The 16,494-nt window shown below is 38.2% G+C and carries 7 protein-coding genes; 1 reads left to right on the forward strand and 6 read right to left on the reverse strand.

From position 1 onward, the window contains the following. The 5 genes from ACP6PM_RS08495 to ACP6PM_RS08515 all read right to left on the reverse strand — a co-directional run. The coding region (locus ACP6PM_RS08495; protein WP_426583637.1) for an NACHT domain-containing protein at positions 1-2,417 on the reverse strand (2,417 nt) is incomplete at its 3' end. Between the two features lie 1,119 nt (positions 2,418-3,536). Then, positions 3,537-6,590, reverse strand: coding sequence for a DUF4347 domain-containing protein (locus ACP6PM_RS08500; protein ID WP_426583638.1), 3,054 nt, complete (start codon positions 6,588-6,590; stop codon positions 3,537-3,539). 405 nt (positions 6,591-6,995) lie between these two features. After that, complete coding sequence (gene nrdJ / locus ACP6PM_RS08505) at positions 6,996-11,243, reverse strand: ribonucleoside-triphosphate reductase, adenosylcobalamin-dependent (RefSeq protein WP_426583639.1); 4,248 nt, start codon at positions 11,241-11,243, stop codon at positions 6,996-6,998. A gap of 96 nt (positions 11,244-11,339) precedes the next feature. Next, positions 11,340-13,109, reverse strand: a complete 1,770-nt coding sequence (locus ACP6PM_RS08510) for a group II intron reverse transcriptase/maturase (RefSeq protein WP_426583641.1) — start codon at positions 13,107-13,109, stop codon at positions 11,340-11,342. 635 nt (positions 13,110-13,744) lie between these two features. Next, positions 13,745-14,002: a hypothetical protein gene (locus tag ACP6PM_RS08515; RefSeq protein ID WP_426583643.1), complete on the reverse strand. Its 258-nt coding sequence runs from the start codon at positions 14,000-14,002 to the stop codon at positions 13,745-13,747. A 471-nt stretch (positions 14,003-14,473) separates the two neighbouring features. Between ACP6PM_RS08515 and ACP6PM_RS08520 the strand changes: the two genes are divergently transcribed. After that, the gene (locus ACP6PM_RS08520) at positions 14,474-15,700 is read left to right on the forward strand and encodes a CHAT domain-containing protein (RefSeq protein WP_426583644.1); all 1,227 of its coding nucleotides are present in this window, start codon (positions 14,474-14,476) and stop codon (positions 15,698-15,700) included. A 258-nt stretch (positions 15,701-15,958) separates the two neighbouring features. Here the strand turns inward: ACP6PM_RS08520 and ACP6PM_RS08525 are convergent, their stop codons facing one another. Then, positions 15,959-16,243 carry a hypothetical protein gene (locus ACP6PM_RS08525; protein ID WP_293107558.1) on the reverse strand — a complete coding sequence of 95 codons (285 nt, stop codon included), beginning with the start codon at positions 16,241-16,243 and terminating at the stop codon, positions 15,959-15,961. Positions 16,244-16,494: the final 251 nt, after the last annotated feature.

The following is a 16,494-nucleotide window of genomic DNA, read 5'->3' on the forward strand; positions in this document are numbered from 1 at the left end:
TCTGGTTGATTTTTCCAACCAGTTGCTATTTGTTGCACCGCTTCAACTCGCACATTCCAATTTTCATCAGACTCTACTCTTTCTTTGAGCCAAGTATAGGTTAAAGGGTCATCCCTCCAAGTTATAGCTATCACTTCCACTGCTTGAGTACGAATTTCACGAACTAAGGCTAAATTTTTCTGGTAAATTTCTTGAGAGTAAGAAGCATCAAAAGATATACGGTCATAAGGTTTATAATAATAACCAAGGTCATACCCAGTCAAATCTTTTAATCTATTTAATAACTGATTCCCCAAATCACCCACACTATGACGACTTCTAACTTCAAACAAACACTTGCCCGCCAAAAACAAATTCAGAAACTTTTCCTCTTCCCCTTCTTGCTCCATCAAATAAGTAATAATATCTCCCACAAACTTAGCATCAATCATCCCCGCAATTAATCGCAAAACCTCATGCCATTTTTCATCCAGCCAATGGTTCCCAAAAACATCATTTATTAACTCATCTATTCCCAGACTTTGTGTTTCCTTAAACTGCCAAACAAAACTCCAAGCACAGAAATATTCCAAAAAAGTTCGATGCACAAAAGCATAATATTCAGCACCAACAAAACACAAAATAAAATTACGACTCCGCAACTGTTCTATCAACGCCCTAGCTACAGTTCTCGCATCATTAATATCCACACTTTTTAGATAATCCCTGATGATTTCTTCCAAATCATTTCCATGAATCAAATTACCAGCCAAACCTTCTTTATTCCCCTGCATAAAAAAAGCTACCCGGCGCAAAATTTCCTGCTTATCTTTATAGTCAATAGTTATCGGGTCAATTTTTTCATTAACCAACGCCCGTTCCATATCCCACTGCTGTAATAAAATCCGCGAAGCTTGATTATAAAGTTCCGCCCTATCTCTCGGCAATTCTTGATGACGATTCAAGACAGCCATCATAGTTAATAAAAGAGGATTTCCCGCCAATTCTTTAATAGCTGAAGAATCCTTAATTGCCCGTTTCAACCTTTCCCTTTTTCTCTCCCTTTCTGCTTTATCTTGATAAGTCAAATCATGCCAACGTTGAATAAAATTCTCAACTTGTTCATCCTCTAAATCTTGCAACATAAAATGATAAAACTCAGCATCCCGGAGTTTTTGTGACTTATAACCAATCACCCTTGAAGTCACAATAACTCGCACATTTTTATAGTCATTAGTAAACCGATGAATATCAGTAATTACCTCTTCTCGTTTAGCAGGGTCGAAAACTTCATCCAATCCATCAAACATCACAATAGCATCACCATTTTGTAATTTGGCATGAAGTTCCTGTTGAGGCAAACGGCAAGTCACACCACTACCTTTTTCCAAAAATTCCAGAAAATCTTTGCATTGATTAGCAATATGGTTCCGCACATAAGTCCGCAGTTCAATTAATAGAGGAATTGGCTTTAAAGGCAAATCTTTCAGAGGTAATTCTGCCCATTGCAAAGCGATATATTGTAATAAAGTAGACTTGCCAGAACCGGGGTCGCCCAGAATAACTAAATATTTATAATTGCGATCTTCAACTAATTCTAAAACCGAGCGAATAGGCAGATCTAAATATTTTCGGCGGAGACTTTTTAATTGTTCTGGAGAAAGTTCTGCCTCTAACTGCCCAGTCTCTTTTAATCGTTGGAGATATTCTTTAGGAATTTCATGTAATTGAGGCATAAATTCTTGAGATTCCCGGACATTTTGGGGAATAAACATTCGCCATAATTTCAATTGATCGTAACCATAACCACTCGTATCTAAACTCTCTAATTTGAGATTGCCATATTGTTCTCGAATTCCTTCTTGATGTTTTTTAAGGTCAAACTCTGGTCTGATTTCAGAGTTTTTAGTTGCCAGTTTATCTAGATTTTGAGAATCTAATATTTTCCTTAATTCATCAGACTTTATCCGAATCAGTTTGACTTTTTTGAGATAATCTTTTGCTATTCCTTCCCAGTCAAAAGTTTCTGGTAAAACTGGTGAATATGGATTTATTTCATTCCAAGTTCTAACCAATTTCTTAGTATCTAAAACTTTAATATCTTTATTAAATGGACTACCAAGAATTTCTAAAACTGACTCATTTTTCAGAAATAATTTTAAAGGTTTAGTGTATTCGTCAATTTGATCTTGATTTAATTCAGCAAGTTCCAATTCTTGCTGTACTAACTCTAAAAATTCTTTAATAGCTTCCGCCGTAGTTTTTTCTAAAGACTTTTTTTCTTGATTTGTTATCCTATCTTTAAAATCAGTAATACATTGCTTAAAAAAATCTTTAACATAGTTTTCAAGTGCTTCTTTAGCCAATTTTCCCAGAACTTCTTTAGCGAGAAATCCCACTAATTGACTACCTGCTACAATTGCAAAAGACTCAAGCATAATTATTTAACCTTTAATTTTAATAATTATAGCAATCCGCGCATAGGTTGCGGGTAATCAAAAAGTAGATAAAAAAACTGAAACTCCCACCTGTTGCCTGTTCCCTTATTATGTTCGGTTAAATAGTTATTATAATTAAAGTTCGTAGTAGGGCTGAAGCCCGAACTGTAGATAGGGCTTCAGCCAACTTTATTATAAGTGATTATCCCCAATTCGTAGTTCCCCCGGAGGGGGCACATGATATAATTTCCTCTCGAATAGACTTGTTAATTGCATGCACCAACAAATCGAGCAGCTATCTCCAGAGAGTGCCGAAAAGTGGTTTGATGGTTTGATAGATGCAATACATTAGACATAGGCGTGAAAATTCAAAATCAAATCAATTCTCATCCAGAAATTATCAATTACTCCCCTCCTGGGAGGGGTTAGGGGTGGGTTAAGTGTTCCCAGTTAAGTGTTCCCTCTTTTCAGGATATGTCTATTATAGCGCTACCCATTAAGGTATTTGACATTTATAAATCCTCAAATCCTTTGATAGTCTCCTGTTCCCAGTTAAGTGTTCCCTATTCCCGATTCAAGTAGCGCTATACATCTTGAATATTTTCCTCGGAGCAGTTTTCACTTTGGTAGACTACTGGTCTGTCAAACTTATTTTGATGGGTGATAAATTCTCAAAAGTCTTGATTGATCAGCTTTTCAATTTTTAAATCCCCATCAATTCAAACTTGACAGACCACTACATAGATCCTATCTTAAAGCCAAAATCTCTGTATTCTATCTTAATGAAAACTGCTATCAACCGATCGCTATTACTAATAGACATCTCCGATAATTAAAAATCAAATCAATTCTCATACGCATAATATCAAATCCTGTTAAACAGTTATAGATTGGTTAAGTCAAGAGGAGTCAGGAGTCAGGAGTCAGGAGTCAGGAGTCAGGAGGAGAGAGAATTACAAAGATTTAGTGGTTATGACGATTGGAGATTTTTTTTATGTCCAATCAAGCGGATTTGATATAAATCATCAATTATTTCCCCCTACTCCTGTAGGGGCGATTCGCGAATCGCCCCTACTCCCTCTTTTCCGGAGATGTCTAATAAAATCAAATCCAATAGCGTCAAGCTCTAACTAGGAAATCATCTGCCTCCAAAGATACTCCATTAGAGAAAATAGCAAAGCGATCGCCATCTCCCAAGCCATTCTCAATACCATTAGGATTGTAATATAAGGTACTATTAGCAGAGTCATAAACGATCGTCGCATCAGCGGTAAATACATCTGCTTCACTATCCACAACAGCAAATTCGCTACTATCTAGACTTTCTCCAGGAGTAGTTGCAATGGCAGTGAACACAGTCACATCCAAGATAATTCGATCTTGACCGGATACAAAATCAGTAATTTCATCCACGCCTAAATTTGCTTCGCTAAATGTTTTATTAGCAGCAAAGATAAACTTATCCTTACTCGCTCCACCACTAAGAATATCGTCATCCTCTCCTCCATTGAGGCGATCGCGACCGAGACCACCGCTCAGACTATCTTCTCCACTGCCACCAAGCAAAACATCGAAACCCAGCCAACCAATTAAGCTATCGTCGCCACCATTCCCCTTCAAAGTATCGTTTTCATAACCACCTTTGAGAGTATCGTCACCATCACCACCATTGATACTATCATTACCCCGGTTGCCATAGAGTTCGTCATTACCAGCAAAGCCAAACATAATATCGTTACCACCGTTACCTTGCCGAAGATCGTCTGCTGAAGTTCCCTGGAGTAGGTCGTTAGAACTAGAAGAAATACTTGTTAAAATTTCCGAACCAGAAATCTCATCAACTAACTCAATATAACCTGTGCCACCTTCTCCTGCTTCTTCTGCAAAAAAGTCTTTCAGGGTCAGATCCTCCGCTGTTTGGAAACTACCATCTTGGTTGACATCTATAATTAGATCTGTATCTTCTCGATGCAAGTCTGCCATAGAAGTTTCCATACCTTCAAGAGTCAAAGTTTCGCGACCAGCTATTTCTTCAATCTCCAGACCTCCAACATTAGCAGCATTCAACTCAAATAATTCATTACCCGTACCGCCAGGAAGTACCCCATCTTCGGCATCCTCCACAGTTCTCACCGGTAATATTTGACCCCGAATATCACCAGGTTCGGGATTTTGGTTTGTATGCACCTGAACGTAGAGGTTGCCATGAAATAGGTTAAATAGAGAAATTGTCACTGGTTGAGTTCCCGGCATTTGAGCGGTAGGTAGAATGGCTATTTCCCCGGTAGGAACATCGCCTCCTTCTAGCAGACTTGCTGCAACTATGCTGCTTTCTGCCGTAGAGATAGTAATGTTTTCTGTTATCTCAACTGTTGCACCGTTGCCAAAATTGAGCTGAGTTCCCTCAAAAATGTTGAGTTCGTCTCGGGGTTCCCCATCTAGTAGTTTGATACCTAAAGTTCCATCATCGTAAGCTTCAACAACTTCAATTTCTAATTCAGGAGCTGTCCAGTCACCATAAACCCCATCAGACTTGGGTTCAGAATGGCGAGCAAAATTGGCAGCAGCATCCGACCAATCCCACTTACCTGCAATTGTTTCATTTTCGTAGTCGATCTCAATGTCATCATCATCTACGGATGGTGCCCCAAAGATATTCAAAACGTGACTGCCATTAGTGCCATAGTCGCGGTGGTGAAAGTGAATTTTGGTGACGGCGTTATCGGCGGTACGTTCTGCGGGGTCTTCAATTAGATCGATTCCATTTAATTGAATGGTATATTCTATTTCTGTCTGTTCGGCATTCAGGCTAAAAGTTGCAACTCCTGTAGCGTCTGACTCTACTCCATTTTGACTGCTGTCTAAGAAGGCTTTAAATTCTTGAGCTGGTTCAGTCATGCCGAAGTTTTCCAGCAGATAGTTTTGAGCCGCCAGAATAGTATCTTGGTCTGCATCGGGGGCGGGAGAGAGATTTTGATTGTAGAGAATATAAACAGGATCGGAAGGAATGCTACCAGGAATATTAGTTTCAACGTTGACTGGCAAGAGGTAAAGTCCGTCATCAATACCTGTAGGTGAGGTGCCTGGCTGTAGTTCCATGACGTAATGCCAGTGGTCGTTTCCTGCCTGGTCATATTCTGCATAATAGTAGGGTTGTCCTTCTACAGCAGCTTCCTCTGTAGTGACTTCATTTGCGAATTCTACATACCATTCACCTTCATCATTAACCAACCAGTTTTCTTGATACCAGGTCATCACCTCTCCACCTGTGGAAACAAAACTTTCACCATCCCAGACCTTGAGTTCATCAAGAAAGTTTACTTGGAAATAGGTATTGCGTTCGGGATCGAAAGAATCATCCACTGGACTCCCATCTACAGGAGTATCGTAGAACATATCTACCTGTGGTGTGAAGCCAGGAAAATAGGATGCGTTATCAGTATAGCGATAGTCGAAGGGAGTATCCAATTCTTCTACTACTCGGTCATCCCAAACCCCAACTTGCCCTAAAGTAAGATAGTCATCAGAAAATAGATTGCTGTAGCCGTTGCTCACGCTATCATCTTTGCCAAGATAGGCTCTGACTTTACCTGTTTCATCTTGACCAAGATAGAATTGTAAGCCGTGAAACACTCCAGAATAATATTTAATAATTTCTGGTAAAAAAGCCACCTCTGAAGTAACCGAACCAATGCGAGTTTCTAAATTCCAAGTTCCACCTTTTAATGGGTTACCCACCTGATGTTTTGAAGCAGCAATATTGGCTCGAGTTAGTTGATGTAAAAGTTGGATAAAGTTATTTGATTGACTAGCAATATTACAACTATAGAGTAATAAATCGACAATTCCCCATTCTTGGAGATATCCAGTATATTTGGGGAGATTTTGCTCGGTTATAGGTGTTTTTCCTAGATATAAAATACCAGGATCACCATGACAAACAATATGTAAACTATTAGTTGGATAGTCAGATAAAAGTTGGGTAATTTGTTCTATACCGTCACGGTTAGGGTCAATTAAAACAACTTTTGTTTGTGGAGTAACTCCTGCAGCTAACTGGCGATAATTATCCACTCTAGTGTCAATTACCATTAATCTTTTATACTGTTGGAATAGCTCCAACTTTTGGTTAATTTCTATTGATTCTGTTGCTTTTTTTAAGATTGAATTCATATTGACAAATCCTCAAATTGATAAAAGTTAGGAAAATATCTTAATGTTTCGGTCAATGTTTTGTAAAAAGACAATTTGTCAAAGATTAAGCAACTATAAAGTATTGGATATGAATTGTGAATTGGTCTTATCGTTAGTAGTTCATATTTTTTATCCTCGCCAACTAAATCATAATAATCCCTCTTGCCTTTGTATTAGACCTCTCCGAAAAAGAGGGAGTAGGGAGTAGGGGGAAAGAATTGATTATTTATGTGCGATAATTGATTGTATTTTTTATTATCGGAGATGTCTATTACTTAACTATTCAATACAAGAAAAGGGAAGAATATTTCTCCCCTTTCAAAAGTTTTTTTTACTTACATTTTAGAGTTAGACGTGCTACTACATTCTTTTTCACCGCTAATTCTAACTAACTTCCGGTTCCGAACCCTTCAATTCACAAACCATTCCCGAACAAGCGGGATCTTGAGGTCCCATCTCTGGTAACTCACTCGCTAAGACATAACCATTCATCAACTCGGAAAAATTATCCGACTTACGCCGTTCCAACATCTCCCGTTGCAATTTTTCATATTCCTCTTTAGAAATACGCTCGAACGGCAACCGGGGAAACGGTGCGTCAAACCGCGCCAACAGCGCCGAAGATATATAACCCTCATCATCGCGAATGGCTTCATAAATGCGTTTACCCAAAGGTTCAATTTCTTCCTCTGTCAGCAGAATGGTGCTACTGCTATTATGAGTCGTCCAATGTTGCTGTACTCCCATGTAAAAATCAAACATAGAAGTAGCGCTAAACTTCTCAATAGCAATCTCTTCAACCCCAGGTAAGTCTATCCAAGATACCTGTACTGGAATTTCTACTAACCATTCTTTAGCGCGATCATCAAAAGGATCGTTCAGTAAATTGCCATTTTCATCTTTGCTTGACTGCCCTGGAATTACAGAATAACCATAATCAAGACAAGCTAATGCTACGGGGTCATTTTTGGCAAAAGTAATCCGTCGCACCCACCGCAAACCAAAAGGAGGATGCCAACCAGGAGCAGCATTTGTTAACAGAGATTTTGTCCCGCTAGGCTGAATAGTTGTACAACGGTTCGGACGTTTGAGGTTGTGGCGATCGCAATAATCCCACACCACCCGATGCACTATTTCCCGCCAACGGGTTAAATATTCTGCCTCCTGTTCTTTAAATTCTAGACCTTGAATAGTTTCCGGGCGACCTGCTTGCCACCAACCCAACCATTCAATACCAAAAGCTTTTACAAAAAAGTCGAACAAACCAGTAAAAGACACCCCAACAATAGGGTCTAATTCTCGACTATAACTATAGCGAGGTTCGACGAATTTATGGTTAAGTAAAGTTGCCACAGAAAGAGCGCCAGCAGTAAAAGCTTCCTCCTGTTCTTTATGATTATTCGGATCAATTTGATTCAGATGGATCTCTGACAAGTTACAGTGGAAATTAGCCCCAATTATTTCGCCACAATTGTGAGTTAGACAACCATTAGCAATGAAAGAATTAGTTAAAGGAACGTGCAAATCATAAACAACTTCCTCTCCAAATTCTTCAACTTTTTTCACCTTGGAAGTAAACTTAGAATCAATAGTTGATTCAGAATAATTAGGCAATGGTTTTAGCAGCCATTTTTCAGCTTTAATATCCTTACGTGGGCATAGTGGAAACCCAATTAATTTTTGAAATAAATCAAAGTTAAAGGTAGAAATAAATAATCCATAACTGCCTCTATCTAAACTTATTTTTTGAGTCCCATCAACAGTTGTATAAGGTACACCTCTATAACCTTCTTTCCTAATTAATCGAACTGTACTAATAATTCCTAAATTAGACAGAATTAACTGAATTTGTTGGAGTAGTTTTTCCGAAACTATAGCTAATTTGATTCTTCTGGAATCTTTATCTACTGTGCCATCTGCACTAAAAATTCCTTGTAAAAAACCAATTAAAACTTCCTGAGATTGACTCAAAAAATCATTAGGAAGTTCTTCTTTTCCAACTATACCTAAATCGGCAAAAAACTTTTCTAATTTAGGAGATTGGGTGCGGAACTCATAAACTCCTTTATGCAGTGTAGTTACATATTCTCTTCCTGTAATTGACGCAACTGCTTTTCCAACAATATTGTAGGCAGTTTCATACTCATCTTGGTTAAAAACAAACCCTTTAGCAAAATGATCTTGCTTCCTACCATGACCCTGACGAGCCTTAATTTTGACATTATATCCATCTCCGTACCACCAACCAAGCATTTGAGCTTGAGCAACAGAAATAGTACCTTTGCCAAAATGACCTGCTCCTCTCTGAACATAAATATTGTCATTATCAGTTAAATCTTGAGTGCTAACCCAACCTCGACTGGTAAAATGTTGATGGTCTGCTGTACATCGCATTTGCATTCCATTAGTCAGCATAATTTTGTAGGTAGTTTTCACTCCTGTAGCAAAAGCGATCGCATCTGTTAATCTAACACCGGATAAACCTACGGAACGCAAATCTACCAATGCTTTGAATTGTTTACCTACTAAATCCTGAATCGGAATTAATCCTTGGTCTGTAGACACTAAGGTATCTCCAGAATGGCAAGGGTTTAAACCTAATCTCGCTAACCGATGTTCGAGTTCATCATTACTAATATTCGGATAGTGTTCCTGAAACCATTTTTTGGCATTATCTTCTCCATAAGCTTTCAAGAAATCTCTTTTTATTTCGAGCGTTCGTAATAAATCACAATTAGCACGAGCAACTGCTTCACCTGCCCATTGAATAGCACCTTCTCCAGAATAAAACTGTTTTCTCACCGCCTCAACACATTCTTCTAATGTTGGTTTGTGGTGGAAAACATGGGTGTGATTTGCCATTCTCAAAGCATCTCTTTTCGGGTCAATTCCCCAGTTACCGTTTTCATCTTGTCGCCAAAGATTATCCTTCGCTACAGCAAAGAGGCGATCGCTACTATTGCCCTGACGCATTCCGGCACTGTTCGCTACTAAAATTCCCTGACAAACAAATTCATGGATACTGGCAACTTCAATATCATAAGTTGATGCTTCTCTCACATGCATCTCAACTTTTTTCACTTTTACCGGAATCAAATCTGTAGCATCGGCGATAAAGTTCTTGACAATGCGAACCATCATCTGCTTGCGATTATTCCAATCAAAAGTATTCACTAAAGGTTGAGCCATTTCCCTGGGAAACCCGTGGTCGTGGAAAAATTTAGGTCGCTTACGTTTTTGCTCTGGAAATTGAGTAGAGTAAGTCATCATTACTTTTTCTACTGCTTCAAAAGCACTCTCTCCTACAGTTACTAACTCACCTTCCCACTTTCCAGTTCGCTTGCGCACCGAACCACACAATCTCGTGGTGATTCCTAAAGATGCGTATAATGCTTGCACCTGTTGCAGAAAATCTTGGTAAACTGAAGCTACGAGTACACCCTGAGAATGACAACCATCCGCATCTGCTAAACCTGCTAAATAAGCTTGACGAATTTCTATTGTTCCCATCAGAATACAGTCAGGAATAGTAATAGAAGTAAATGACTGTTTAAACTGTGACAGGTATTTGTTAAGAATGCTGCTATTTAACTGAAGTTCATAAGCTTTAGTTTTACATTGTTCTGGTGTTCTCAGTGTATGTGTTTCTAAACCAAATTCTTGAGCAACATTAATCAGTCGTTCCAGAATTTCCGGACTATCCTGGTGGACTCGAAATCTGACTCGCCATCCATCGGAGGGAACCGATCCATCTCCATGCAAATATCCCAGAAAATAAGCAACTTCACTGGTAAGAGCGGGTACTGTTATTGATTTTACACCATGGGAAGTGACGCCTTTCAACTCAGGGAGTTCAGTGGGAGTACCAGGTATTGCTTGAGGCACAAAAATCAAGCGATCGCCCTCTTGCAAGTCTTTAGCTTTAATCATTTTATAGTTACCATACAAATCTTGCAGCACGGCAACTTTATGATCGGCAGTACATTCAAAATATCCGTCTTCTGTTTGAATGCGACATAAAGACTGAGTACCCTGATCGAAGAAATTTGTCACAGGATAAAATCCTTTGCTCGTTAAGACGCGATCGCCAATTCTAATTTTTTCAATAGGTACTAACCCCGATGCTGTATGTACTAAAGCACCTTCTGGTAAGCAGCGTCTGATATTTCCGGCGACGATCGTGACTGCTGCTTCGTCAATAAGCAAGCAACATTCCACAGAATTTAATTGTCGCCCAACTGCTTGATTTAAAATGTTCCCACAACGTTGATACAATTCTGGTAATTTTACCGGGTTGGCAACACCACCGAATCCCTTTAAAGGTTCGCCCGCAGGTCTCACATCGCTCAAATCAATGATGACATTCACCTTTCCCGAAAATCGCTCATCTGTTGACAACTCCAACAAAGCTTGATAAGATCCTACCCAACCTTGACGACTATCACCAACAAAAATTTCTGCTTGGTCTTGATGAAATTTGACTTCTGTCAACTCACGACGTGACTCAGCAGGAGTGGCACCAATTTCACCCCGCAATACAATATTTAGAGCATTGCGAATTGGTGGAAGTTGATTTATATTATGTGGTTCTAATACTGCACCGGTACCACACCCCATCATCGCTAAGTCCATTAACAAACCGAAGGAGCGCCAGTCTATAATATTAGTGGAGGAGCAGTTATAAGCCCCCGAAAAGTTTTGCTGTTGTGTAATCCATTCTGTGTTGCCCTAAGCCATACCATCACTGACATGACTCGGCTTCAAAACCGTACTTGATACTTTCGCATCATACGGCTCCTCGATGTTGCAGCCACTTTCTTTGGCACTATCTCTTTTGGTTTTGACGTTGTGACAGTAATTATGGAGAAGTTGGTAGTTTTTGTATTCATCTTTTCCACCTTTGGACTGTGGAATGATATGGTCTACTTCCATTACGTCCCCATCTTTGAAATACTGTCCACATTCTGCACATTTCCCTTTTTGTTTCTTCAATAGATTGGTTACTCTGACTGGTAGTTCAACGTTCTTTCCCCTTCTGGCTGACCAATAAATTAGGTCTCCATCGTAGGGACTTTTTGTTCCTTTTACCTTCACAAAGTTTTCTATTTTTGAGTCTCTATGTCTTAAGAGCGTTACGGGTTTTTCTTTTCCTTCCGCTTTAAAGACCCAATTGTTATTACCTTTCTTTTTGAAGTACTTGCTAATTGTTTCCTTTTTACTCTTATTGTTGGATTTTCTTGTTGCCCAACTTATGAGTTTTAGGGTAACTAAGTGGTCTAATTTACCAAATATCTTTGCACTATTGACTTTTGAGTAGTAGTTGCTCCACCTGGTTATTATTGGGTTTAGCGTTTTGATTAATTCCAGTTGTCCACAGGAATGTTTTAACTGGTCTACTAATGTTGATATTTTAGTGTAGTGCCGTTTAATTGCCTCATTACTCGGCTTGACATACGTTTTATAACCCAGTGGTTTACCGTGAGGATTTTTCCCCGTAGCATACTTACCAACAGGGTATTGTCTTATGTTGAAGCCTAGGAAGTTAAATCCAGGTTCCTCGTTTTCTACCTTAATTAAGGTATGTGTTAAACGAGTTTTTTCAGCTTTGAGTTCTAATCCCATTTCAAGTAAGAACTTTTCTATCAATGCTTTACAGTTCTGTATCACTTCTATTTCGGGGTGAAGTATTACAAAATCCTCTGCATATCTTATTAAGCTGATTTGCTGTTCATTCTTATCTTTCTTTCCTGGTAAACTTCTTGCGTAATCCTTCACTACTTTTTCCATTCCATGTAGAGCAATGTTTGCTAATAGTGGTGAAATACCTCCTCCTTGAGATATTCCTTCATTTGTGGGAAACCAACTTTTTCCATCTACTACTCCAGCTTGAAGCCAACTTTTAATTTGTCTTCTTACTTTTGGAAAAGTATTTAATTTTTCCAGTAGTTTTTGGCGATCGATTTTGTCAAAACATTTTGCTATGTCTGCGTCCAGAACAAACTTGCTCTTTTGCTTGATAGCTGCTTTGATTCCCTCAATAGCATCCATACAGCTTCTACCTGGCCGGAATCCATAGCTATTAGGCTCAAATTTTGCTTCCCATTCTGGTTCTAGGGCTAGCTTTACTAATGCTTGCTTGGCTCTATCTGAGATTATTGGGATTTCTAAGGGTCTTTTTTCTGTTTTCCCTGGTTTGGGTATCCAGATTCTCCTTGTTGCTTTTGCTTTCCAATCTAATGTTAGATTTTCTGCTAGGCTTACTCTTTCGGTTGGTTTTAGGTTTTTCTTCCCATCTATACCAGCCGTTACTTTTCCCCTATTGTCCTGGGTCACTCTTCTAGTTGCCAGCATCTTGGCAGACCACGAATTTAGCAGGGTTTTTTGCAATTTGTGTGCAGTTTTAACGTCGCCCCTTTGAGTAGCTTGATAGATTCTGTTTTGCAACTTGAATACGGCTCTTTCTAGCTTTGGCCAGTGAACCTCATTCCATACCACCATCGTTTTTATCCGTGTTTTAGTCTTTTTGATTGCTATTTAAAACTCTAACTTCTACATCATCGGAGGTCTGTCTGCGTATCCTACTCATTACAAGCAGGCTTGCTTTTGACCTCATCCTCTCCATATATATGCTTACGGATTGGTTCCTACTCTGCTTATCGACCTTTTTACAGAGAGCAATATATAGGATTACTTCGTTCCATATAACCATTCTTTGAGTGTTTAGGATGGACATTATCAGCCGGAGACTAAGTAAACGTGTCCAATAACGGCGGTAGGTATTGGCCTTTTATGTCTCAGTGTCTTTTGACCGCAGTGTATCAACCTTTCTTTTCACTGCTTAATGGGTTACGACTGTTCATCATGCCTTCACTTTCGTTCACCATGCACTCTTTGCTTGCTAGGATTTGGCTCAAGGTTCTCCATTACTAGCTTTTATCCCTGCTTTACCCTTTGATGACCATTCTCTAGATAAGGGATAGGCTGTCACTTCCACGTTCTGAAGGGTAGGTTTCTCACCTACATGGCTATATAGTTATCAAGTTCTTGTCCAATTTGGACTTGAACCAGCAGGCCATCCTCACTTTCCATTATTGGCTAAAAGCCTTACTGTAATAGTGTTTCGGCCTAACGAATCACACGCCACCAACCCATAACCAACGGCCAGAGGATAGGGCCTTAAGTTCACTTTGCATCCGATAGAGTAAGTCTGTTTCTTCGGGGGTGAGTTGGCCTAATTTTCTCAGGCCATTAATTGTGCGATCGCACACTTCTACCCAAGTTTCACGGCCAGTCTCTGTCTTACGGCTATAAGTTCTATAAAATACCGGATTAGCAGTGGGAGCTGTTTCTGGGAACTCCTTCCGATCTACTTTTTCTAGTTCTCGTACCATAGTTCAATAGAAAATAGAATTTTTGGGAAAATAAGCAACAAATTATGAGTGTAGCGATTTTTTATATATAGCGTCAAATTATTGACAAATTTACCAAATTACTCTACATTTTGTGTTATTTTTATTTTTAGGAAAGGAATTAGTCTTGAGAGATTGAACTCGAATTCAATTAGAGTTAAAAATAGAAGTAAAATAAATCCAAGACCTTAGAAATATTCATGAAAAAAACGGTTTGAACAGCATTCTGTAGGAAAGCCTAAGTACGAGTTAGCTGAATGCTTACGAAGATATTAAATAAGTTGCTATATTATGTTCCGGAAAATATTATTTTTTAATAACAAATACAAAGTTAGTATAACAATTTTTGTATTTATTCTTTCCCTGATTATTATTCTTAGCTTTAATTCAGAAAAAACCTTCTCTCAAGACATAAATCTAACTGTATCAACTGTATCAGAGGAAGTTATGAAAATGGAGGAAATGCTACAAAGAGAATTTGAGGCTTATTTTGGTCAAAAATTTTCTAAAGCTTCAAAAACTGGTGATGAGATTGCTCAAAAATTGTTAGAAATTAGCAAAAAAAACAATGTAAGAACAGCCGTATTTTGGGCGATGCCTGAATCAGAATCTTTACATTTAGTATTTATTTCTCCTGGAAAAAAACCTTTAGTTCAAGATATTAATTCTCTCACAGACAAAACCTTAACTCAGACCGTTAAATCATTTCATGTTGAAATCACTAATCCTCGGCTCCTTTTTGCTGATTTTGACTTAAGTCAGGTTCAACAACTGTATGAATGGATTGTTAAACCTTTTGAAGCAAATCTCGAAGCCGAAAAAATAGACACAATATTGTTTTGTTTAGGAAAGGGTTTGCGTACTCTACCAATAGCCGCATTACACGATGGAAAACAATTTTTAGTAGAAAAATATAGCCTGGCAATTATTCCTGCATTTAATTTAATTGATTCCAATTATACTCCCATTGAAAAAGCTAGAATTTTAGCCATGGGAGCATCAGAATTTCAGACACAAACTCCTTTACCAGCAGTTCCGGTTGAACTCTCAACAATTGTTAATAGGAACCTCACGAAAAATATTTCACCTAAAAATCTTTCTGGAGGTTGGCCTGGAGAATTGTTTCTTAATCATGAATTTACCTTAGAAAACTTAAAAAATCAACTTTCTTCTCAATCTTTTAATATTATTCACTTAGCAACTCATGCAGAATTTCAGCCGGGAAAACCTGAAAATTCTTACATTCAATTTTGGGATACTCAACTCCATTTAGATGAAGTGAAAGAGATTAGTTGGAACACTCCTCCGGCTGAATTATTAGTTTTAAGTGCTTGTAAAACTGCTGTTGGAGATCGAGATGTGGAGTTTGGTTTTGCTGGATTAGCTTTACAAGCTGGAGTTCAATCTGCATTAGCAAGTTTGTGGTACGTTAATGATATTGGAACTTTAGCTTTAATGAGTGAATTTTATGAACAGTTAAAAACAGCACCAACTAAAGCTGAAGCTATTAGAAAAACTCAAATTAAAATGATTCAAGGAGATGTGTTCCTGATGAATGAAAGATTGAAGTTTTCTAGAGGAGAAATATCTTTACCTGAGAGTTTACAAGTATTGGGAGAAACGAACTTTTCTCATCCTTTCTATTGGTCAGGATTTACTCTTGTTAGCAGTCCTTGGTAATCCAGAGTGTGGGGAGTTTGGGGAGTTTGGGGAGATAAAATCTTCTCTGCTCAAAATGCCAACTTTTTGCAGCTTTAGCGACTGAAAACCTTGTACTTTTTTTCACTCTAAAAAAGGATTTGCCTCTATTTTTAAATGCTTTGAGCTTCATCAGCAAGCCCTAATTAATAGTTAATAATTAAGCTCGTAGTTTTGCTCTACCCCTAATTTTAATACCAAATATCTGTCATTACAAAAATTGGTATGGTAAAAATTCTCTTAACTAACTATTAGAAACTCTATATTTGGTAATAATGGGTCTTGAATTATTCCTACTCCTTGAAAACCCCACCTTTTAAGTATTGTTTTTAACTGGGTACCAGGAATAGACTCAACAGCAAAGCGATCGCTCAAATCTGGAGCGTGGGTATTTAGGTAGCTGTAGGCATCGAAATCTTCCTGAAATAATAACAAAAATTTTACAGCCTCATCTGGATTTGGATTGGCACTAATATAACTACCATCAACTTTAGAACGGAGTAGATAATAAACTTGAGATAACATGATAAATTTGTGATTTGAGAGAGTAAAATTTTTACTGCTGAATGAGGTCTTTTGTCTTGTCTTTGACTTTTAAATTATGTCAAATGTTTTAACAAAACAATTCATCCATTTTACAGTTCAGATAATTAAAACAGGACTTACATAAAGGTACTATGTATAGAGTTGAAAAACTATAACGTTATAGTTTTTAACGCTATATATGTGGTCTCTGCATAAGTCCTATAAAAGTTAAGGTAGTTGGTGTTATCAAT

This window comes from Dapis brunnea BLCC-M229 (assembly GCF_050015995.1).
Taxonomy (GTDB): Bacteria; Cyanobacteriota; Cyanobacteriia; order Cyanobacteriales; family Microcoleaceae; genus Trichodesmium.